We start from the raw sequence: 22,739 nt of genomic DNA, 5'->3' as shown, positions 1-22,739 counted from the left end.
CATCTCAACGGATCCCCAGCTCGTCCAGGGCCGCGAACAGCTCCTCGTCGGTCGCCTCACTGGGCCCGGCACCGATCCAGTAACGCTTGCGCTGGAACGGATACGTGGGCAGGTCCACCTGCCTGGCGCCGGCGAAGACCTTCGCCCAGTCGACCCGGACACCCGCCACATGCGCGGTGGCGAGCGCGGTCATGATCGCGCGCTCCTCATCCGAGTCACGCTGAAGCGGAATGAACGTTCCCTCGGCAGGCCCGTTCGCGCACACCGCCTGGTCGGGGCCGACCTCGACGAACGTCGTGACACCGGCCTCGACCAGCCGGCGCAGCGCGTCCGCGAACCTGACCGTCTGCCGGACGTTCCACACCCAGTACTCGGGGATGGTCATGCTCTCCGACCGGGCACCGGTCACTGTGGACACCATGGGGATCTGGGTCCGCGCGTACCGCACGGTCTGCGCGACCCGCCGGTACTCGTCGAGCATGGGCTCGACCAACGCCGAATTCGAAGCGTGCGAGATCCGCAGCCGGTGTGTCTGCTCGAACTTCGCGGCCACTTCGTCGACCGCGTCCGGTACACCCGACAGCACAACGGAGTCCGCGCTGTTCACGGCCGCGATGTTCACCTCGTCGGTCACATGCGGCAGAACGTCCTCTTCGGACGCACGCACCGCGACCATCGTTCCGGCGGCGGGCAGCGCCTGCATCAATGTGCCGCGCGCGGCCACCAGCTTCGCCGCGTCCGGCAGTGACAGCACGCCGGCCACGTGCGCGGCCGTGAGCTCGCCCAACGAGTGCCCAGTCACGTAGTCCGGGCGGAGGCCCCACGACTCCACCAACCGGTACAGGGCCACTTCGACGGCGAACACGCCGGCCTGGGTGAACCGGGTCTGGTGCAGCAGGTCCTCGTCCTCGCCCCAGATGACGTCCCGCAGCGAGCACCCCAGGTGGGTGTCCAACTCGGCGACGACACTGTCGAACGCCGCCTCGAACACCGGGAACAGGCCGTACAGTTCACGTCCCATACCCAGTCGCTGCGGGCCTTCGCCGGTGAACAGGAACGCGGTCGGCCCCGGCCGCCCCGACCCGAGGACGACGTTCGACGCGGGCCGGCCACCCGCCAACGCCGTCAAGCCCTGCTCGAAGCCGCCGACGACGGCCGCGCGATGTTCGAACACCGCCCGCGAAGTGGCCAACGAGAACCCCACATCGACTGCGGGCAGATCCACCAACGGCAGCAACTGCTCGGCTTGCGCGGCCAATGCCCGCGGTGTCCGCGCGGAGATCACCCATGGCACCACGGACAGCCGGCTACGGCAGGGTTGCGGATGCCCGGCCGGCGCCTCCGCCAGGATGACGTGGGCGTTCGTGCCGCTGATCCCGAACGCGGACACCCCGGCTCGGCGGGGGCGGCCGTCGCGGGGCCACGGCTGGTTCTCGGTCAGCAGCCGGACGTTCCCCTTCGTCCAGTCGACGCGCGGGTTCGGCGAGTCGGCGTGCAGCGTCCTCGGCAGCTCCTCGCGGCCCATCGCCTGGACCATCTTGATCACCCCCGCGATCCCGCCGGCGGCCTGGGTGTGGCCGAGGTTGGACTTGACCGACCCGAGCCACAGCGGGTGGTCCCGGTCCTGGCCGTAGGTCGCGAGCACCGCATCGGCTTCGACCGAGTCGCCCAGCCGGGTCCCGCCGCCGTGTGCCTCAACCGCGTCCACGTCCTCAGTGGACAGTTTGGCGTCGAGAAGTGCCCTGCGGATCACCCGTTCCTGGGCCAGCCCGGTGGACGCGCCGTCGGAGTTCACCGCGGAGCCGCTGACGACCGCGAGGATCGGGTGGCCGTTGCGGCGCGCGTCCGACAGCCGCTCCACCAGCACCATCCCGGCGCCCTCGGAACACCCCATGCCGTCCGCGTCGGCCGAGAACGCCTTGCACCGGCCGTCCGCCGCCAAACCGCCTTGTTTGTCCATGTACGTGTACATCTCTGGGGTCGCCATCACGGCCACGCCGCCGGCCAACGCGAGCGTGCACTCGCCCGCGCGTACCGCCCGCGCGGCCAGGTGCAGTGCGACCAAAGAGGACGAACACGCGGTGTCCACCGAGATGGCCGGGCCTTGCAGGCCCAGGGTGTGCGCGACTCGACCGGTGACCATGCTGCCGGGCTCGTGGCCGACCGCGTAGTCGTGGTGCGTCACGCCCGCGTAAACGCCGGTCTCGGTTCCCTTGAGCGCCAATGGATTGATTCCAGCCCGTTCGACGGTTTCCCAGGCCAGCTCCAGCAACAGCCGTTGCTGCGGGTCCATCGTCCTGGCTTCGCGGGGCGGGATGCCGAAGAACGCGGGGTCGAAGTCGCCGGCGTCGTACAGGAAACCGCCGCGACCGGTCACGTTCCAGCCGCGGTCGGTCGGGAAGTCGGACACCGCGTCGCCACCGGCGACGAGCAGGTCCCACAGTGCCTCGGGTGAGCTCGCGCCGGGATAGCGGCAGCTCATCGCGACGATCACGACCGGCTCGTCGCGGCGTTCCGCCTCGGCCAGTCGCTTCCGGGTGTCCAACAGGTCGACAGTGGCTCGCTTGAGGTATTTGAGAAGCACGTCCTCGCCGCTCACGCGACCACTTCCCCTCGCCTATCGAGAAAATGCCGGCTCCGGAGAATGTGTGATAAAACCGGGAGAACCAGGCACCCCGAGTACCAGTTCCCAAGTTACTGAAGGCCCCAGACAGCGCCAACCCTTAGTCACCCTTGATGCGAGCCCGACCTCGTGAATTTCTCATACCCCTAGCAGGAGTTTCTCATTCACAGCTCCTGGTCGAGGATCTTCAGGATCTCGCTCGCGGTGGCCGATTCGATGTCCTTTTCGGTGACCAGGGCGTCCGCCGGTTCGACATATCTGGCGGCGATCACGCGGAGCCGCCGGACCACTTCGGCATACTCCGCCTTGTCCATGGTCGCGGATTCCAGAACTGTTTCCAGCCGGTCCAGTTCGGTCAGCAGGGCGTGGTCCTGGCCAGCGAGTTCGGCCGCGATCAGGTCGGTCACGGCCTGGGTGTTCGGATGGTCGACGGTGAGGGTCACGGGCAGTCTCAGGCCGGTCGCGTGGTTCAGCTGGTCGCGGAGTTCGACGCACGCGGCCGAGTCGAACCCGAGCTGGTGGAACGCCTGGTCCGGGTCGATGGACGCGCCTGAGGCGTATCCGAGCACCTGGGCGACGTGACCGCGTACGACATCCAGGATGATCCGTTCCCGTTGGTCCGTGGCCAGTCCGGCCACCCGCTCGCGCAGCCTCGGGCCGGTCCTGGTGATCTTCTTCCGCGTCGGAACGGGCCCTGCCATCGCGACGACAAGCGCCTCGCTCGCGATGTCGAAGGCCCGCAGACCTTCGGCGACCGACAGCGTGGGCATGCCTTGCAGCGCCCGGCTTATCGGCGTGTCGATGTCCCACAGGCCGTACGCCAACGAGGTCGCGGGCAGGCCCTGCGCGCGGCGCTGCGCGGCCAGGGCGTCCATGAACACGTTCGCCGCCGCGTACTCCTCCTGTCCGGGGACCGGGAACATCCCGCTCGCCGACGACACGAGCACGAACGCGGTCAGGTCGAGATCCCTGGTCAGCTCGTGCAGATGCCAGGCGCCTTCGACCTTCGGCGCCATGGCGTCACCCTCGGCGACACCGGCGGCGTGGATGACCGACGACACCGGGTGATCCGCGAGCAGCTCGGCCAGTTGGTCCTTAGTGGACACGTCACACGCCACGATCCGGACCGTGGCGCCAAGCCTGCCGAGTTCTGTCCGGAGGGCGGCCGCGCCGGGACTGTCGATCCCACGCCGGCTGGCCAACACCAGCGACCGCACACCGTGCGCGGCGACCAAGTGCCGGGCCAGCGCCGCGCCGATGCCGCCCGTGCCGCCGGTGATCAGGACCGTCCCGGCCCACTCCCGCGCGGCACCCGCCGTCTCAACCAGTCGCGGCACCCGGACCTCGCCGGCACGGATCGCCACCTCCGGTTGGTCCGCCGCGACCGCGCCGGCCAACGCCTCCTCGGACGCCGTGGTCCGGTCGGTGTCGACGAGCATGAACCGGCCCGGGTTCGCGGCCTCGACGGCCCGGACGAGTCCCCACACCGGCGCCTGCCGCACGTCCACCCCCTCACCGTCCTCAGTGGACACCGCGTTCCGGGTGACGACGACCAGCCGACCGGAGTCGGGCTCCAGAACCCAGTCCGTGAGGGCCGCGTCGACCTCGTCGTAAAGCGTCCGGACGGCCATCGGGACCGGCCCGTCCGGTGACCAGACCTCGTACACCGCGGTGTCGGTCAGTTCCGCGTCGGTCGTGGCGACCGGCGTCCACTCGACCCGATACGTGCCGACAGTCCGCATCGGCCGGGCCGCGAGCGATCGCACGGACAGCACCGGCAGGCCGGACTCGTCGGCGATCTCGATCCGGTTGCCCGCGATCCGGACCCGAACCGCCGTCATGCCGCCGGCGTGCAGGGACACGCCACGCCACTCGAACGGCACCCGGGTGTCCGGACCGAGGGCGACGTGCAGGGCGGCGTCCAGCAACACGGGATGGATGCCGAACCCACGCACATCGACGCCGTCCGGTAGCACGACCTCGGCGAACAGTTCCCCTGCGCGTGCCCATGCGGCCCGCACGGCCTGAAATGCCGGCCCGTAGGCGTATCCGTGCTCGCGCAGGTCCGGGTAGGAGACAAGGAGGGGCTGCGCACCCGGCGGCGGCCATTCGGTCAGGTCGAACAGTGCGTCCGTGCCGGCGGCCAGCAGTCCGCTCGCGTGCAGCGTCCACCTGTCGTCGGAGCGGGCGTAGATCTGCACGGTCCGGCGGTCGTCCTCGAGCGCGCCGACCACGATCTGCACCGCCTGACTGTTGACGACCAGGGGCGCGTGCAGGGTCAGCTCGTCGATCATCGACGACCCGACCTGGTCGCCCGCCCAGATCGCCAGGTCGACGAATGCCGTCCCGGGCAGCATCGCCTCGCCCTGGATCACGTGGTCGGCGAGCCACGACTGGCCGTCGAGCACTCCGGTGAACGTGACCGCGTCCGAATCAAGCGCCGGCACCATGGCCGTCACGAACGGGTGCAGCGGTGCGGGGGCGGCGGGTGCGTCCATCCAGTAACGCTGCCGTTGGAACGCGTATGTCGGCAGGTCCACTCGCTGCGCGCCGGCGAAGAACGCGGCCCAGTCCACGTCCATACCCGACGCGTACAGCTGCCCGACGGCGGTGACCAGTGCCATCGCCTCGGGCCGGTTCTCCCGTTGCAACGGCACCAGGACAGCCTCGGTCTCCAGGCACCGCTCGGCCTGCCAGGTCAGCACCGCGTCCGGCCCGACCTCCACGAACCGGGTCACGCCTTGGGCCGCGAGCCACCGTACGTCGTCCATGAACCGCACCGGCCGCCGCACGTGCCCAACCCAGTAGTCAGCGTCCCCTGTGGACACCAAAGGAATCGAGGGCTCGTGGTAGGTCACGCTCTCGGCGACGACCTGGAAGTCCGCCAGCATCGGCTCCATCAGCGACGAGTGGAACGCGTGCGACACCCGCAGCCGTTCGGTCCGCCGGCCCTGCGCGGCGAACCGGGCGGCGATCTCCACGACCACGTCCTCGACACCGGACACCACAACGGAGTTCGGCCCGTTCACCGCGGCGACGCTCACCTTGTCGGTCACCAGTTGCGCGACTTCCTCCTCGGTCGCCTGGATCGCGACCATCGCGCCGCCTGCCGGCAAAGCCTGCATCAGACGGCCACGCGAAGCCACCAGCCGGCACGCGTCCACAAGCGACAACACCCCGGCGACGTGCGCGGCGGCGATGTCGCCGAACGAGTGTCCCGCCAGGAAGTCCGGCTTGATCCCCCACGACTCCAGCAACCGGTACAACGCCACCTCGACCGCGAACAGTCCGGTTTGGACGAACTCGGTCTGGCGCGCCAGGTCCTCGTCCGCGCCCCAGAAGACCCCGCGCAGCGGCAGGTCCAGTCGCTTGTCGAGCTCGGCCACGACCGCGTCGAACGCCTCGGCGAACACCGGGTACGTCTCGTGCAGTTCCCGCCCCATCCCTAACCGCTGGGCACCTTGACCCGTGAACAGGAGCGCCGTCTTGCCGGTGGACTTCTTGCCGCGCACCAAGGACTGTCCGGACTCGCCGCGGGCAAGGAGCCCCAGCCCTCGGATGAGCTTGCCGCGGTCGCCGACCACGGTCGCCCGGTACTCGAACGCCTTGCGGGTCGTGGCCAGGGCGAACCCGATATCGGCCGGGGCCAGATCGGTCCTTTGCTCCACATAGGACTTGAGTCGAGCGGCCTGGTCGGCGAGGGCGGCCGGGGTCCTCGCCGAGATCACCCACGGGACGATCGGCACCGACCGGGACTTCGTGGGCACCTCGGCGACGTGCTCGATGATGACGTGCGCGTTCGTCCCGCTCAGGCCGAACGACGAGATCGCCGCGCGGCGGATCGGGCCGGACCACTCACGTTGCTCGGTGAGCAGCCGGACGCTCCCCACGGACCAGTCGACGTCCGGGCTCGGCCGGTCCACGTGCAGGGTCCGCGGCATCACGCCGTGCCGCATCGCCATGATCATCTTGATCACCCCGGCGACCCCGGCCGCGGCCTGGGTGTGCCCCATGTTGGACTTGACCGAGCCGAGCCACACCGGCTCGCCGCCCTGGCCGTAGGTCGCCTGCAGGGCCAACGCCTCCACCGGGTCGCCGAGGGGGGTCCCGGTGCCGTGCGCCTCGACCACGTCGACGTCCGCTGTGGACAGTCCGGCGTTGGCCAGTGCCTGCCGGATGACTCGCTGCTGGGCCGGCCCGTTCGGCGCGGTCATGCCGTTGGACGCGCCGTCCTGGTTGATCGCCGACCCCCGGACGACCGCCAGCACAGGGTGGCCGTTGCTGCGCGCGTCCGACAGGCGCTCGACAAGCAGCACACCGACGCCTTCCGACCATCCGGTCCCGTTGGCGGCCGCGGCGAACGGCTTGCACCGGCCGTCCGGCGCGAGCCCGCCCTGCTGGCCGAAGTACAGGAAGTTGTCCGGGGTCGCCATCACCGTGACCCCGCCGACCAGCGCGAACGTGCACTCGCCGCCGCGCAGCGCCTGTGCCGCCAGGTGCAGCGCGACGAGTGACGACGAGCACGCGGTGTCAACCGTGACCGCCGGCCCTTCGAAACCGAACGTGTACGAGATACGTCCGGACACCACGCTGCCAGCCGTGCCGCCGCCGTAGTCGTGGTACATCACGCCCGCGAACACGCCGGTCGGGCTGCCCTTGAGCGTCGCCGGGTCGATGCCGGCGCGTTCGAACGCCTCCCAGGACGTCTCCAGCAGCAGCCGTTGCTGCGGGTCCATCTCGACGGCCTCCCGCGGCGAGATCCCGAAGAAGCCCGCGTCGAAGTCGGCCGCGTCGTAGAGGAACCCGCCGGCGTCCGGGTACGGGCCGTCCACCCAGCCGCGGTCGGTCGGCAGCGCGGACATCACGTCCACACCGTCGGCGACCATCCGCCACAACTCTTCAGGTGTCATGACACCGCCCGGATAGCGGCAGCTCATCGCCACGACCACGATCGGGTCGTGATCCCCGTTCAGGTCCACCGGCATCGGTTCTCCAGCGCCTTCGATGTGAGCGGCGACGTCCCGGACCGTGGGATGGTCGTATACCGAAGTCGCCGCGAGCGTCATTCCGGTTGCCCCGGCCAACCGGTTCGGTGTCTCTAACACTGTTAGAGAGTCGACCGACAGCCCAGCGTGGTCATCCGACGCCGTGGTCCCGTACGGGTACGTCGGCAGCTCGACCAGCCGCGCGCCGGACTCGGCGAAGTACGCCTTCCAGTCGACGTCCACCCCGGTCACGTACAGCTGGCTGACCGCGCCGAGCAGCGTCGCCACCTCAGGCCGGTCCCTTCGCATGGCCGACACCACCACGGCGTACTCGACAACGTCCTTGGCCATCTCAGCCAGCAGGGAATCCGGCCCCACCGCCAGGAACCGGGTAACTCCCTGGGCGGCCATGTACTCGACGGCGTCGGTGAACCTCGCCGGCTGCCGCGCCGAGACGATCTGATCAGCCGCGGCACCGGTCACGGTGGACACTATGGGAACAACCGCGGGACGGAACTCGACCTCGGCCTCCGCATCGGCCACCAACGCGCACGCGTCCTCGATCGCAAGCACCCCAGCGACATGCGCGGCCGCGATCTCCCCCACCCCGCACCCAGCGATAAAGTCCGGTCGCACATCCCACGACTCCAACAACCGGTACAGCGCGACCTCAAGCGCGAACACCACCGATTCCGGTGTCAGGTCATCGAACTGCTCCTGGACCGCGTCGACAGCGGCGGCGAACACCGGGTAGGCGTCGTAAAGTTCGTACCCCACACCGGAACCACCGTCGCCGCTGAACAGGAACGCGGTCGACCCGGCGAACCGTCCGGTTCCGCGTACCAACCCGGGCGCGTTCTCGCCCCGCCCCAACTCGGTGAGCCCGTGTTCGAGGTCCACCATCCCGGCCCCGAACACCACAGCCCGGTGGTCGAAGGAGGTCCGACACGCCAACGAGTACCCCAAGTCCTCCTTGGTCTCACCCAAACAGGACAGCAACCGAGTGGCTTGCCCGGCCACAGCGGCCTGCGTCTTCGCCGAAATGACCAACGGCACCATAGGAAGGTCCACGCCATCCTCCCCCCGCCGCTCGACCGGTGAACGGGTCACGATCCCCCCTGGAGGTTCGATTTGACATGGGGTGCGGCGGCTTTAAGCTGGCTGCGGCGGCAGGCCCAAAGACGCCCCAACGAAGAACCTGTGGAGATGAACCCAAGAACCCTTGGCCTGCCGGCGTAGTCGGCTTGCAGCCGCCGCAAGGGGTCCCCATGTCAAATCGAACCGGAAGCAACCCGACTCACAAATCGCCTTCCTCCTCCGGCTCAGACTCCAGCACAGCCCGAACCAAATCGTCCAGATCCATGTCCTCGATAGCGGCCAGTCGAGCGGCGACGGGCTCAGCCGGAGCGGTGAGATCGGCCATCTCCAGCAGCATCTCCAACACCCCGGCCTCCCGCATCCGATCCAACGAGATGGAAGCGAGCCGTTCCCGAATCTCGTCATCCCCGGACTCAACGGGAGCCATCGCCCGGTCAAGGAACTCCCCGAGAGCAATCGCGTTAGGACAGTCGAAGACAACCGTCGCCGGCAACCGCAACCCGGTGATCGCCTGCAACCGGTTCCGTACCTCGATGGCGCCCAACGAGTCCATCCCCATCTCGACGAAACCAAGCGCCGGATCGACCGAGTACCCCACAACGGCGGCGACCTGCTCGCACACCAGGGCGACCGTCCCGACACCCGAGGCCCGCGAAACCACCGGCCGACCAACGAGGCCCCGCAACAGCGCCGGAACCGCGTCCTGCCGCGACCGCCACACCGACAGGTTCAGGTTCACCGGCACCAGCACGGCCTCATCGGTCCGCACCGCCAGGTCCAGCAGGGCCAAACCGTCCTCAAAGGACAAGATGGGCATCCCGGACCGGTCCAGCCGCCGGATGTCGACCGGCCCCGGCCGGCTCGTCAGGCCCTCCCACGGGCCCCACGCCAACGAAGTCCCCGGCAGCCCCATGCCCCGGCGGTGCGCCGCGAGGGCGTCGAGGAACACGTTGGCCGCCGCGTAGTTCGCCTGTCCCGCAGCCAACACCATGCCGCCGGCGGACGAGTACATCACGAACGCGGACAGGTCCAGGTGCTCGGTCAGTTCGTGCAGGTGCCAGGCCGCGTCCGCCTTCGCCGCCAGCACCCGGTCCATCTGATCGGGTGTCATCGACGACACCAGGCCGTTCTCCATGACGCCGGCCGCGTGCACGATCCCGGTCAACGGGTGCGCCGCCGGGACCTCGGCGAGCATCTCGGCCACCGCGCACCGGTCCGACATGTCGACGGCGGGCATCCACACGGACGCGCCCATCGCGACCAGGCCGTCCCGCAGTTCGGCCGCGCCCGGCGTGTCGATCCCCCGCCGGCTGGCCAACACCAGGTGCCGGACGCCGTGCTCGGCCATCAGGTGCAACGCGGTCAACGACCCCAACAACCCGGTCCCGCCGGTGATCAACACGGTCCCGTCGGTCCGCCAGGGCGGAGCCTCGTCGCCGACCGTCGCCCGCACCAACCGTGGCACGGAGACGACTCCGGAACGAATGGCGATCTCCGGCTCGCCTGAGGCGACTGCCGCCGCCACGTCCATCGAGCCGTCCGTCTCCACCAGGATGAACCGCCCCGGATGCTCGGCCTCGGCCGCCCGGACCACACCCCACACCGGGGTCTGGCGCAGGTCACCGGCGGCCGTGACGATCGCCAGCGGACCTGAGGACGAGGACGCGAGCCATTCCTGGACCACCCGCAGCACGTCACCGACGGCCTCGTGGACACCTTCGAGCACGTCACCGTCCACTGAGGACGAAACCAGGTAGGTCGGGATGCCCGAAGACCCACCAGGTGCGATGGGATTCCACGCGATCCGGTACAGCGAGTCCTCCTGCCCGTACCGTCCCGGCGAGATCTCCCGCAGGCTCAACGACTCCACGGACGCGACCGGCTGCCCGGTGTCGTCCGCGATGGCCAACGACACCGAGGCCGGCGCGGGCTTCGACACCCGAACTCGCAAAGTCGAAGCCCCTGCGGCATGCAGCGACACCCGTGTCCACGAGAACGGCAGCAGGGTCGTCCTCGGGCCGTCGTCCAGGACGCGTTCGGCGTGCAGGGCCGCGTCCAGCAACGCCGGGTGGATGCTGAACGACTCGTCCACGACCGGCAGCCGGATCTCGGCGAACACGTCGTCACCGCGCCGCCACGCCGCCCGGACGCCTTGGAACATCGGCCCGTACCCGTATCCGAGAGCGGCCAAGTCCTCGTACAGCCCGGACACGTCCACGCTCTTGGCCCCGGCCGGCGGCCAGGCCCGCAGCGTGAACGTCGGCGTGGTCTGCTGCGCGGACAACACGCCGTGCGCGTTGCGGACCCATGGCAGGTCGTCCATCCGCGAGTAGATCGACACGCCGCCTTCCGCGTCGAGCACGACCTGAACGGACACGTCGCCGTCGTCCGGGATCTCCATCGGCACTTCCTGGACGAGCTCCTCCAGGACGTCACAGCCGATCTCCTGGCCGGCGCGCAACGCCATCTCCACGTACGCGGCGCCGGGAAGCGTGACGACACCCAGGATCCGGTGGTCGGCCAGCCACGGGTGGGTGTCCAGCGACAGCCGCCCGGTCAGCATCGGCGCCCCGGCCGACGCCGACGGCACGATCGCGGACAGCAACGGGTGCCGCGCGGCGACCGCGTCACCGACAGGTTCCTGGCTGTCGAGCCAGTACCGGGTCCGCTGGAACGCGTACGTCGGCAGGTCGACCCGCCGCGCCCCGGTTCCGGCGAAGTAGGCGTCCCAGTCGACCGCCATGCCGGACACCTGCATCCGCGCCAAGGCGTTGACGAGGGTCGCGACCTCCTCACGGCCCCGGCGAAGGATCGGCACCATGTCGACGTCCGTCATGCCGGACAGCACGCCGTCCGGTCCCAGCTCGACGAAGGTCGTGACACCCGCTGCCGAAAGGCACTCGATGCCGTCGGCGAAGCGAACCGTCTCCCGCACGTGCCTGACCCAGTACTCCGGTGCGGTGAGGTCGATGGCGATCCGACCGGTCACATTGGACACGACCGGGATCCGGGGCGAGTGGTACGTCACGGATGTGGCGACCGCGAGGAACTGCGAGAGCATCGGGTCCATCAACGGCGAGTGGAACGCGTGCGACACGCGCAGCCGGGTCGCCCGCCGGTCCTGGTCGGCGAACTGCTGCGCCAGGAGCACGACCGACTCCTCGTCGCCCGACACCACCACCGAGTGCGGCCCGTTCACCGCGGCGATGGCGACCCGGTCGGACAGCCATGGCCGGACCTCCGCCTCAGTGGCCTGCAACGCGACCATGGCTCCGCCTTGCGACAGGGCCTGCATGAGCCGCCCGCGCGCGGCCACCAGTTTCGCCGCGTCCGCCAGCGACCAGACGCCGGCGACGTACGCGGCCGACAACTCGCCGATGGAGTGCCCGGCGAGGAAGTCGGGCCGGACACCCCACGACTCGACCAGCCGGTACAGCGCGACCTCCAGGGCGAACACCCCGGCCTGGGTGAACACGGCCTGGTTCAGCATGTTGTCCGACTCGCCCCACATGACCTCGCGCAGCGGCAGGTCCAAGTGCTTGTCCAACTCCGTCGCGACCGCGTCGAACGCTTCCGCGAACGCGGGGAACGTCTCGTACAGCTCGTGGCCCATGCCGGTCCGCTGGGCGCCCTGGCCGGTGAACAGGAACGCCGTCAGCCCGTCGGAGTTGGCGTTGCCTTGGACGACACCGTTGGTAGCCCGGTCCTCGGACAACGCGACGAGCCCGCGCATGGCCCCGTATCGGTCCTTGGCCGGGATGACGGCCCGGTGCTCCAGCGCGGCCCGAGAGGTGGCGAGGGAGTACGCCAGGTCGAGCATCCGGATGTCCGGATCGGCGTCCAGGTACGCCCACAGGATCGACGCCTGCGCGCTCAGCGACGCCGAGTCGGCGGCCGAGATCAACAGCGGCACCGGAACCTGGATGTCCGGAACCTCCACTATGGACTCCACGGGCGCCTGTTCGAGGATCACGTGCGCGTTGGTCCCGCTGATGCCGAACGACGACACCCCGGCGCGCCGGACCCGGTCGCCCGACCACGCCCGGTCCTCGGTCAGCAACCGTACGGACCCGGCGGACCAGTCGACGTGCGGCGACGGCGCGTCCACGTGCAGCGTTCGCGGCATCTGGCCGTGCCGCATGGCCATCACCATCTTGATCACGCCGGCGACCCCGGCCGCGGCCTGGGTGTGCCCGATGTTGGACTTGACCGACCCCAGCCACAACGGCTCGTCGCGATGCCCGTACGCCGTCATCAACGCCTGCGCCTCGATCGGGTCGCCGAGTCTCGTGCCGGTGCCGTGCGCCTCCACCATGTCCACATCGGACGGACGCAGCCCGGCAGCGGCCAGCGCGCGCGTGATCACCCGCTGCTGCGCGGGCCCGTTCGGCGCGGTCATCCCGTTGGACGCGCCGTCCTGGTTGACCGCCGACCCGCGAATGACAGCCAGCACGGGATGGCCGTTGCGGCGGGCATCAGCGAGTCGTTCCACCAGCAGCAAGCCGATTCCCTCGGCCCACGACGTGCCGTCCGCCGCGGCCGAGAACGGCTTGCACCGGCCGTCGGACGCCACCGCCAACTGCTTGCTGACCTCGGCGAAGATCTCCGGGGTCGGCATCACGGTCACCCCGCCGGCCAACGCCATGGTCACCTCGCCGGACCGCAACGCCTGGCAGGCCATGTGCAGCGCGACCAACGACGACGAGCACGCGGTGTCCACAGTGACCGCCGGCCCTTCCAGGCCGAACGTGTACGCGACCCGTCCCGACGCGACGCTTCCCGCGTTGCCGTCGCCGTAGTCGTGGTACATCACACCCGCGTACACACCGGTCTGGCTGCCGCGCATGGATTTCGGGTCGATCCCGGCGCGTTCGAACGTCTCCCACGTGACCTCCAGCAACAGCCGCTGCTGCGGGTCCATCGCCATCGCCTCGCGCGACGGGATCCCGAAGAACGCGGAGTCGAACTCGGCCGCGTCGTACAGGAAGCCACCCAACCCGGACGCGGTCCAGCCACGGTCGGTGGGGAACGAGGCGATCGCGTCGACGCCTTCGGCGACCAGGTGCCAGAGGTCTTCGGGCGACCGCACGCCGCCGGGGTACCGGCAGCTCATGCCGACGATCGCGATCGGCTCGTCCGGGGTGCTCGGCACGGGGTGGACACCGGCGGCCACGGGAGAGCCGCCGGTGAGCTCGTTCTTCAGGTACTCGGCCAACGCGTGCGCGTTCCGGTGGTCGAACACCAGCGTCGCCGGCAGCCGCAGGCCGGTCGCGGCGCTCAGGCTGTTCCGCATCTCTAACGCTGTTAGAGAGTCCAGGCCGAGATCGTGGAACGCGGTGTCAGCGGGAATGGAGTCGTGGCCTAACACCGCGGCGGCGTGCTTGCGCACGAGGTCCATGAGCATGCGGTCGCGCTCGCCGTTCGACGCCGACACGAGCTTGCGGGTGAAGTCCTCCTGGACGACCCGTCGCCCTGGCGCGCCACGCAACATCGCCGGGACCTCGCCGCGCATGGCCGTCCGGTCCACCAGGAGCGGCACCACGACCGGCGAGTCGACGCACACGCCCTGATGGAAGAACTCGATCCCGTCGGGCAAGGACATCGCCGGCAGGCCCGGCCGGCCCACCCCGTCCACCTTGCCGAACGCCAGCGACACCGCCGGCAGGCCCATCGAACGCCGGTTCGTGGCGAGCGCGTCCAGGAACACGTTGGCCGCCGCGTAGTTGCCCTGCCCCTCGGGCATCACGAGCCCGCCTGCGGACGACATGAGCACGAACGCGGTCAGATCCATGTCCTTGGTCAGTTCGTGCAGGTGCCAGGCGCCATCGATCTTGGGCCGCAGCACCGACTCCATTCGCGATGGCGTCATGGACTCGATCACACCGGGATCGGTGACCGCGGCCGCGTGGATGACCGCGCGCAGCGGCCGGTCCGCCGGGATCGAGGCGATGACCGAAGCCAGCGCCTCCCGGTCCGTGACGTCGCAAGCGACAGCCGGAATGTCCATTTCGGACGTTCCACTCCGGTTCACCAGCAGCATGTTCCGGATACCGCGCTCGCGCAGATCCCGGGCGACCGCCGCGCCGAAGCCGCCGCCGGTGATCAACACCGTGCCGTCCGGATCCCACGGCGCCGGCATGTCCGGCACCAGCACGTTGACCAGCCTCGGCGCCCGCAGTTCCGTTCCGCGCACGGCTAGTTCGGGTTCGCCGGACGCCGCCGCGGCGAGCAGGGCATCGTCGTCCATGCCGTCCCAGTCGACCAGGCCGATCCGGCCGGGGTGCTCGGCCTGGGCCGCCCGGACCAGGCCGACGACGGGTGCGTGCCCGAGGTCGTCCGTGGTCACCACGACCAGCTTCGACATCTCGAACCGCTCGTCGGCCAGCCACGTCCGCAGCAGTTCGAGCACCTCGTTGGCGAGCGCCCGAGCGGTGTACGGGACATCCCCGGACAGCACCGGGCACTGCGCGATCACCACGGCCGGGATCTCCTGCCGGGCCACGAGGTCCTCGACCATCGGGGTATCGAGGACCACGTGCCCGGCGAGGAGACGCGGACCGGGCGCCGGCACCCAGTCGATCCGGTACATCGACTCGTTCATGGCACCCCGAGCGGCACCCAGTTGTTCACTCGAAACCGCTCGGGAGTTCAGGGCGGCCACCGACATCACCGGTTGGCCGTTCTCGTCCGTGACCATCATCTCCGACTCCTCAGCCCCCCGGATCCGCCGGATCCACACGCGCAGCGCGGTCGCGCCGGACGCCTGCAACGACACCCCAATCCATGCGAACGGCAACAGTGTCTCTGTGCCTTCGTCGACGAGCATGTCCACGTGCATCGCGGCGTTGAGCAGCGCGGGATGCACGCCGTAGTGAGCGATATCCGCGTCGATGTCCACCTCGGCGAACAGTTCGTCGCCGCGACGCCAGGCCATCCGCATCCCCTGGAACGCCGGGCCGTACTCGTAGCCACGGTCGCGTAGCCGTTCGTAGGCGCCGTCCAGCGGCACCGGGATCGCCCCCGGCGGCGGCCATTCGGCCAACTCGACCATGAGCTCCGGGCCACCGGTGGTCAGGTATCCGGTGGCGTGCCGCGTCCACGGCCCGTCGTCGCGGCGGGAGAAGATCCGGACCGACCGGCGGCCGGACTCGTCCGCGCCCACCACGACCTGGATCGCCACGTCCCGGGTCAGCGCCAACGGCGCTTCGAGGGTCAGCTCCGCCACCAGGTCGCACCCGACCTGGTCGCCGGCCCGGATAGCCAACTCCAGGAACGCCGTACCGGGCAGGATGGTCGTCCCCAACACGCGGTGGTCGGCGAGCCACGGCTGCGCGTCCACGGACAGCCGACCGGACAGCACGACCCCGCCCGACTCGGCGGACACCGTCGCGGCGCTGAGCATCGGGTGCGCCACCGGGTCCAGACCGGCCGCGCCGACGTCGCGCCGAGCCGGGCTCTGCCAGTAGTGCTTGTGCTGGAAGGCGTACGTGGGCAGGTCGATCATGTCGCCGTCGCCGTAGAACACACCCCAGTCGACGCTCGTCCCTCGACTGTAGGCGAGCGCGAGCGCCTCGACGACCTGACGTTCCTCGTCACGGTCGCGCCGCATGAGCGGGATGAACCCGTCCATCACGGCATCCGGGCCGACCTCCAGGAACGTCCGGACACCCCGGTCTTCCATGTACCGGACCATGTCGGCGAACCGGACCGTGTCCCGGACCTGCCGCACCCAGTAGCCGGCCGTCCGCATCTCCTCGGCGACGACCGCGATCCTCGGTGGCAGGAACGTCAATGCGGCCACTACCGCGCGGAACTCGTCGAGCATCGGTTCCATCAGCGCCGAGTGGAACGCGTGCGACACCTCCAGCCGGGTCGTCCGCCTGCCCTGCGTCGAGAACCGTTGGGCGATCCTGGTGACCGCGGCCTCGGCGCCGGAGATCACCACCGACATCGGGCCGTTCACCGCCGCGAGACTCACGTCGCCGGTCAGCAGCGGCGTGACCTCGACCTCGGCCGCCTGCAGTGCGATCATCGCGCCGCCGGCCGGCAACGCCTGCATGAGCCGGCCGCGCGCGGACACCAGCTTGGCCGCGTCCGGCAAGGAGAAGATGCCGGCGATGTGGGCGGCGGCGATCTCGCCGACCGAGTGCCCGGCGACGAAGTCGGGTCGAACACCCCACGACTCCGCCAGCCGGGCCAGTGCCACCTCGACCGCGAACAACGCGGCCTGGGCGAACACTGTCTGATGGACCAATCCCCGGTCCTCGCCCCACATCACCTCCCGCAGTGACAGGTCATCCAACTCCGCCACCACGGCGTCAAAGGCTTGGGCGAAAGCCGGGAACGTCCCGTACAGCTCCCGCCCCATCCCCAGTCGTTGCGCGCCCTGCCCGGCGAACACGAACGCGGTCCGGCCGCCGACGACCTGCGCCGGCCGCAGGGTTTCCAGTCCCTCGGCGAACTCGTCCCGGGTCGAGCCGATCACCACGGCCCGGTGCTCGAACGCGGCCCTGGTGGTCGCCAGCGACCGGCCCACGCGCGCGAAGTCGTCGTCCCTGACACCGTCCAAACAGGACCTCAGCCGGTCCGCCTGGTCGAGCAGTGCCGCCGGGGACGTCGCCGAGAGGATCCACGGCATGACGGCCGGTCCGTAGCCGGGCTTCGCCCTCATCGCAGGCGCCTGCTCGATGATCACGTGCGCGTTGGTCCCGCTGTTGCCGAACGACGAGATCCCGGCCCGGCGCGGCCGGTCGTGAACGGGCCATTCGATGCCGTCCGCCAGCAGCCGGACGTCGCCCGCGGTCCAGTCGACCCGCATGGACGGCCGCTCGGCGTGCAGCGTTCTCGGCAACGTGCCGTGCCGCATGGCCATCACCATCTTGATCACGCCGGCGATCCCGGCCGCAGCCTGGGTGTGGCCCATGTTCGACTTGACCGACCCCAGCCACAACGGCTCGTCCCGGTACCCGTACACGGCCATCAACGCCTGGGCCTCGATCGGGTCACCGAGCGCGGTGCCGATGCCGTGTCCCTCCACGGCGTCCACATCGGACGGGGTGAGACCCGCGGACGCCAGCGCCTGCCGGATCACCCGCTGTTGGGCCGGCCCGCTGGGCGCGGCGACGCCGTTGGAGGCGCCGTCCGAGTTGACCGCCGAACCCCGGACGACGGCAAGGATCTTGCGGCCGTTGCGCTGAGCGTCCGGCAGTCGCTCCAGCAGCACCAGGCCGACGCCTTCGCCCCAGCCCGTGCCGTCCGCGCCCATCTCATCAATCTTGTCCGATGTGGACATCACCGTGACACCACCGGCCAACGCGAGGCCGCATTCCCCGCGACGCAACGCCTGCATAGCCCAGTGCATGGCCACGAGCGAGGACGAACACGCAGTGTCGACCGTGACTGCCGGACCTTCGAGACCCAGGGTGTACGCGACCCGGCCGGACACCATGCCACCCGCGTTGCCGTCGCCGTAGTCGTGGTACATCACACCCGCGAAGACACCGGTGTCGCTGCCGCGCATGGACTGCGGGTCGATGCCGGCGCGTTCGAACGTCTCCCACGCGATCTCCAGCAACAGCCTCTGCTGCGGATCCATGGCCGTCGCCGCACGCGGCGAGATGCCGAAGAAGTCCGCGTCGAACATGGCCGCGTCGGACAGGAACCCGCCGCGACCCGTGCTGGTCCAGCCCCGGTCCGTCGGGTAGTCGGCGATCACGTCCTCGCCCGCGGCCACCATCTGCCAGAGGTCCTCCGGCGACCGGATGTCCCCCGGATACCGGCACGCCATGCCGACGATCGCGATCGGTTCGTCGGCGACCGGCGGCACGACCACCTCGGGCGATACCGCTTGGTCCGTGGGGGTGGGGTGGTCGACCGCGCGCCGGAACCGAGCGGCCACGACCATCGCGTCGTCACACAGCAACGCGCGGTCCATCATCGCGAGGCTGTCCGCCACCGACATCGGCTCCACACCCAGCCGCCGCGCCCGGGTGTCGCTCATCCCGCCCGCGCCGACCCACGGCCCCCACGCCAGCGAAATGCCCGCCATTCCCTGGGCCTGCCGGTGCGCGGCCAGCGCGGCCAGGAAGGCGTTGCCGGCTTCATCCACAATGGACGCCAGCGAGGAGTACAGCACGAACGCGGACACTTCGCCGACCAGCGAATGCAGGTGCCAGGCCGCGTCCACCTTCGGCCGCATGACCGTATCCACCTGCCGGGACGTCAACGTCCCGATCGACCCGTCGGCCACCACCCCGGCCGCGTGCACAACGGCGGTCACCGGATGCTCAGCCAGCAGCGCGGCCACGGCGTACCGGTCGGACACGTCACACGCCACGACGGCCACGTCGACACCCAGCTCGGCCACCAGCTCAGCGGCGCCGGGCGCGTCCATCCCCCGGCGGCTCACCAGCACAAGGTGCTCGACGCCGTGCGCACGGACCAGGTGCCTGGCGAGGTGCGCGCCGAGCGCACCCGTGCCGCCGGTGATGAGGACCCGACTGTCGGGCCGCCACGGCGAACTCGCGCGGGTCTCCGTCGCCGGAACGAGCGTGGGGACGAGAATCCGCCGCTCGCGGATGGCCAGCTCGGGCTCGCCGGCGGCGACGGCCAACGCGACCGTCTCGGACAGTTCGTCCACGTCCACCAGCACGAACCGGCCCGGGTTCGCCGCCTGCGCGGCCCGCACCAGGCCGGAGACCGGCGCCTGCGACATGTCCACGTCCTCGCCCTGGCGGACGGCGACGGCCCGTTGGGTCACCACGACCAGCTGGCCACTGTCCTCGGCCAGCCACGCCTGGATCAGCCCGAGCACCTCGGCGGTGACCGCATGCGCCGCACCCGGGGTGTCCTCTTCGGACAGTACGGGCACGATGTACGTGCCGACCCCGGCCGGGTCCAGGGCTTCGAGGTGGTTCACCAGCGGCAGCCACTCGCGACGCAACGGCGGGTCCGTCCGGACCTGGTCCCGCAGTGTCACCGCGCCGACGGAAGCGACCGGAACGCCCATCATGTCGGTCAGCGACATTGACAGCCGATCGCCGTCTTCGACAATATGGACCCTGGCGGACGTGAAACCGTTGGTGTGCACGGCAACCCGCTCCCAGATGAACGGGACTCCCGTGTGGCCGGCGGCGTGCATGGCCGCGTCCAGCAACGCGGCGAACCTGTCCGGGTCGCGGACGTCCACCTCAGCGAAGATCTCGGCACCACGCCGCCAGGCCGCGCGCAATCCGCGGAACGCCGGCCCGTGTTCGCTCGCCGCGTAGATCTCGGCGACGTCGACCGCCTGGGCGTCCTTCGGCGGCCACTCCGGGATGGTCGCCGGCATACCGCGACGGGTCTCGAACCGGCCAGTAGCGTGCCGGACCCACACGTCGTCTGCCTTCGAGTAGATCTCCAGGGACATGTCCCGCGCCACCACCTGCAGCGCGACCGGCGATTCGCCGAGGACGAGCGGAGTCTCCATGGTCAGTTCGGCCAGCAGCGGGCAGCCCATCTCAGTACCCGCGCGCAGCGCCATCTCGACGAACGCCGTACCGGGCATGAGTGTCCGCCCGGCGATCACATGGTCGGCGAGCCACGGGTGGGACAGCGTGGACACCCGGCCGGTCAGCACGATCCCGCCGGACGCGAGGTGCACCACCGAGGACAGCATCGGCTCGTGCGCCCAGAACCGCTTCCGCTGGAACGGGTACGTGGGCAACGGGATGCGCCGGGCGCCGGTGCCCGCGTAGAACGCCTCCCAGTTCAGCCGGGCGCCGCGCACGTACGCCTCGGCGACCCGGGTCAGCAACATCCGCTGTCCCAGATCCGGGTCGAGCGTCAGATACGTGTCGCCGTCCCGGTAACCGTTGGGCACCATCGGGATCCGCCGCGGCGCGAACGTGACGAGCTGGGTGAGCTGGTGGATGACGTCCTCCCGCGCACCCACCAGCAAGGCGGCGTCCTCAAGGGACAGCACGCCGGCCGCGTGCATCGCGGCCAGTTCCCCCACGGCCTGACCGGTCACGAAGTCCGGCCGCATCCCCCAAGACTCGACCAGCCGGAACATCGCGACCTGCACGGCGAACGTCTCGGCCCGGTCGTCCAACCTGTCCATTGTGGTCAGCAAGTGGTTGACGGCATCGTCGAAGGCACGCGCGAACACCGGGTACGAGCTGTACAGGTCCATGGCCATCGCGAACGGCCGCTCGGCCGGGAACGCCAGGCCGAACCGGCCCTCGGTGACGTGACCACGGATCATGTCGGCACGCATGAACTCGTTGTGACTCCCAGCGATGACGACCGCGCGCTCCGGCAACGCCGCCCTGGTGACCGCCAGCGAGTACCCGAGGTCCATCAGGTTGACGTCCACAATGGACTTGACGTTGGCGATCTGCTCATCGAGCGCGACGGCCGATTTCGCCGAGACCACGACCGGGATGACGTCCTCCGCCGGTGGCTCGGCCGGCGGTTGGTCCGGCGGCTCCTCGATGATCACGTGCGCGTTCGTCCCGCTGATGCCGAACCCGGAGATCGCGGCCCGGCGCGGCTCGTCACCCCGCTCCCACGGCACCGGTTCGGTCAGCAGCCGCACGTTCCCCACCGACCAGTCGACCCGTGGCGACGGCTGGTCCACGTTGATCGTCCTGGGCAGAGTGCCGTGCCGCATCGCCATGATCATCTTGATCACCCCGGCCGCGCCGGCCGCGGCCTGGGTGTGGCCGATGTTGGACTTGACCGACCCCAGCCACAACGGCGTCGGCCGGTCCTTGCCGTACGTCGCCAGAATCGCCTGCGCCTCAACAGGATCGCCCAGTTCCGTGCCGGTGCCGTGCGCTTCGACCACGGCCACGTCCTCAGGGGTCAACCCGGCGACCGCCAGCGCGGTGCGGATCAGCCGGCGCTGCGCGGTCCCGCTCGGCGCGGTGAGGCCGTTGGACGCGCCGTCCTGGTTGATGGCCGAGCCGCGCACCACGGCAAGCACCGGGCGGCCGTTGCGGCGCGCGTCCGACAGGCGTTCGACCACCAGCAACGCGGAACCCTCGGCGAAGCTCGTCCCGTCCGCCCCAGCGGAGAACGCCTTGACCCTCCCGTCCCCGGCCAGCCCACCTTGCCGGCGGAACTCGTCCCATAACTCGGGGCTGCCCAACACAGTCACGCCGCCCGCCAACGCGAGTGAGCACTCCCCCTGCCGGACCGACTCGGCGGCGAGGTGGAGCGCCACCAGCGAGCCGGAACACGCCGTGTCGAGCGTCAACGCGGGCCCGTGCAGGCCAAGGAAGTACGCGACCCGGCCGGACGCGATGGACAGCGCGGTGCCGGTCAGCCGATGCCCGGCCGAACCGGCGTAGCCGGACATGCCGGCGCCGACGAACACCCCGGTCCGGCTGCCGCGCAACGACATCGGATCGATACCCGCCCGCTCCAGGGCCTCCCACGCGGTCTCCAACAGCAGTCGCTGCTGGGGTTCCATCGCGGTGGCCTCGCGCGGCGAGATACCGAAGAACTCGGCGTCGAACCGCGTCGCGTCCTTGAGGAAGCCACCCAAGCCCGTCGCTTCCCAGCCGCGATCGGTCGGGACGTCCGTGATCGCGCTGCCGCCCTCGGCGACCAGCCGCCACAGGTCGTCAGGTGACGAGATGCCACCGGGGAACCTACATCCGATGCCGACGACGGCCACCGGAATGTCCATTCTGGACGGTATGGCCAATGGCCGGTCCTCGGTCAGGCCGAGCATCTCCCGACGCAGGTACTCGGCCAACGACGTGGCCCGCGGGTAGTCGAAGGCGATCGTGACCGGCAGGCTCAGCCCCAGCGCGGCGTTCAGCCGGGCGTGCAGCTCCACCAGGGCGAGCGAGTCCATGCCCAGGTCGGTGAACGAACGGTTGACGTCGAACACCGGATCCGGGTGGATCCCCCGCAGGACCGCGAGTGCCTCAGCCCTGACCACATCGAGCAGCAGCGTGATTTCGCCGGGCTGAGTCATGTGCGCGCTCCCGGTATTGACGGACGTACCACCTCACGGGCACGGTATTGCGCGCGCGATACAC

General features: G+C 70.1%; 1 protein-coding gene and 2 pseudogenes. All 3 read right to left on the bottom strand.

What is annotated here, in order from left to right; all coding sequences use genetic code 11:
- Nucleotides 1-4: 4 nt before the first annotated feature.
- Nucleotides 5-2,557: pseudogene (locus tag EV192_RS38885) on the bottom strand (type I polyketide synthase); the annotation flags it as partial.
- 230 nt (nucleotides 2,558-2,787) lie between these two features.
- A pseudogene (locus EV192_RS38880) lies at nucleotides 2,788-8,388 on the bottom strand (SDR family NAD(P)-dependent oxidoreductase); the annotation flags it as partial.
- Nucleotides 8,389-8,905: 517 nt separating this feature from the next.
- Entirely contained in the window at nucleotides 8,906-22,675 is a 13,770-nt protein-coding gene (locus tag EV192_RS38875) for a type I polyketide synthase (RefSeq protein ID WP_132123635.1), read from the bottom strand.
- Between the last annotated feature and the right edge of the window lie 64 nt (nucleotides 22,676-22,739).

It is taken from the genome of Actinocrispum wychmicini, from assembly GCF_004345645.1.
GTDB classification, from domain to species: Bacteria; Actinomycetota; Actinomycetes; order Mycobacteriales; family Pseudonocardiaceae; genus Kibdelosporangium; species Kibdelosporangium wychmicini.
Note: the sequence above shows the minus strand (reverse complement) of the source record. Positions and strands in the feature narration are given on the sequence as shown.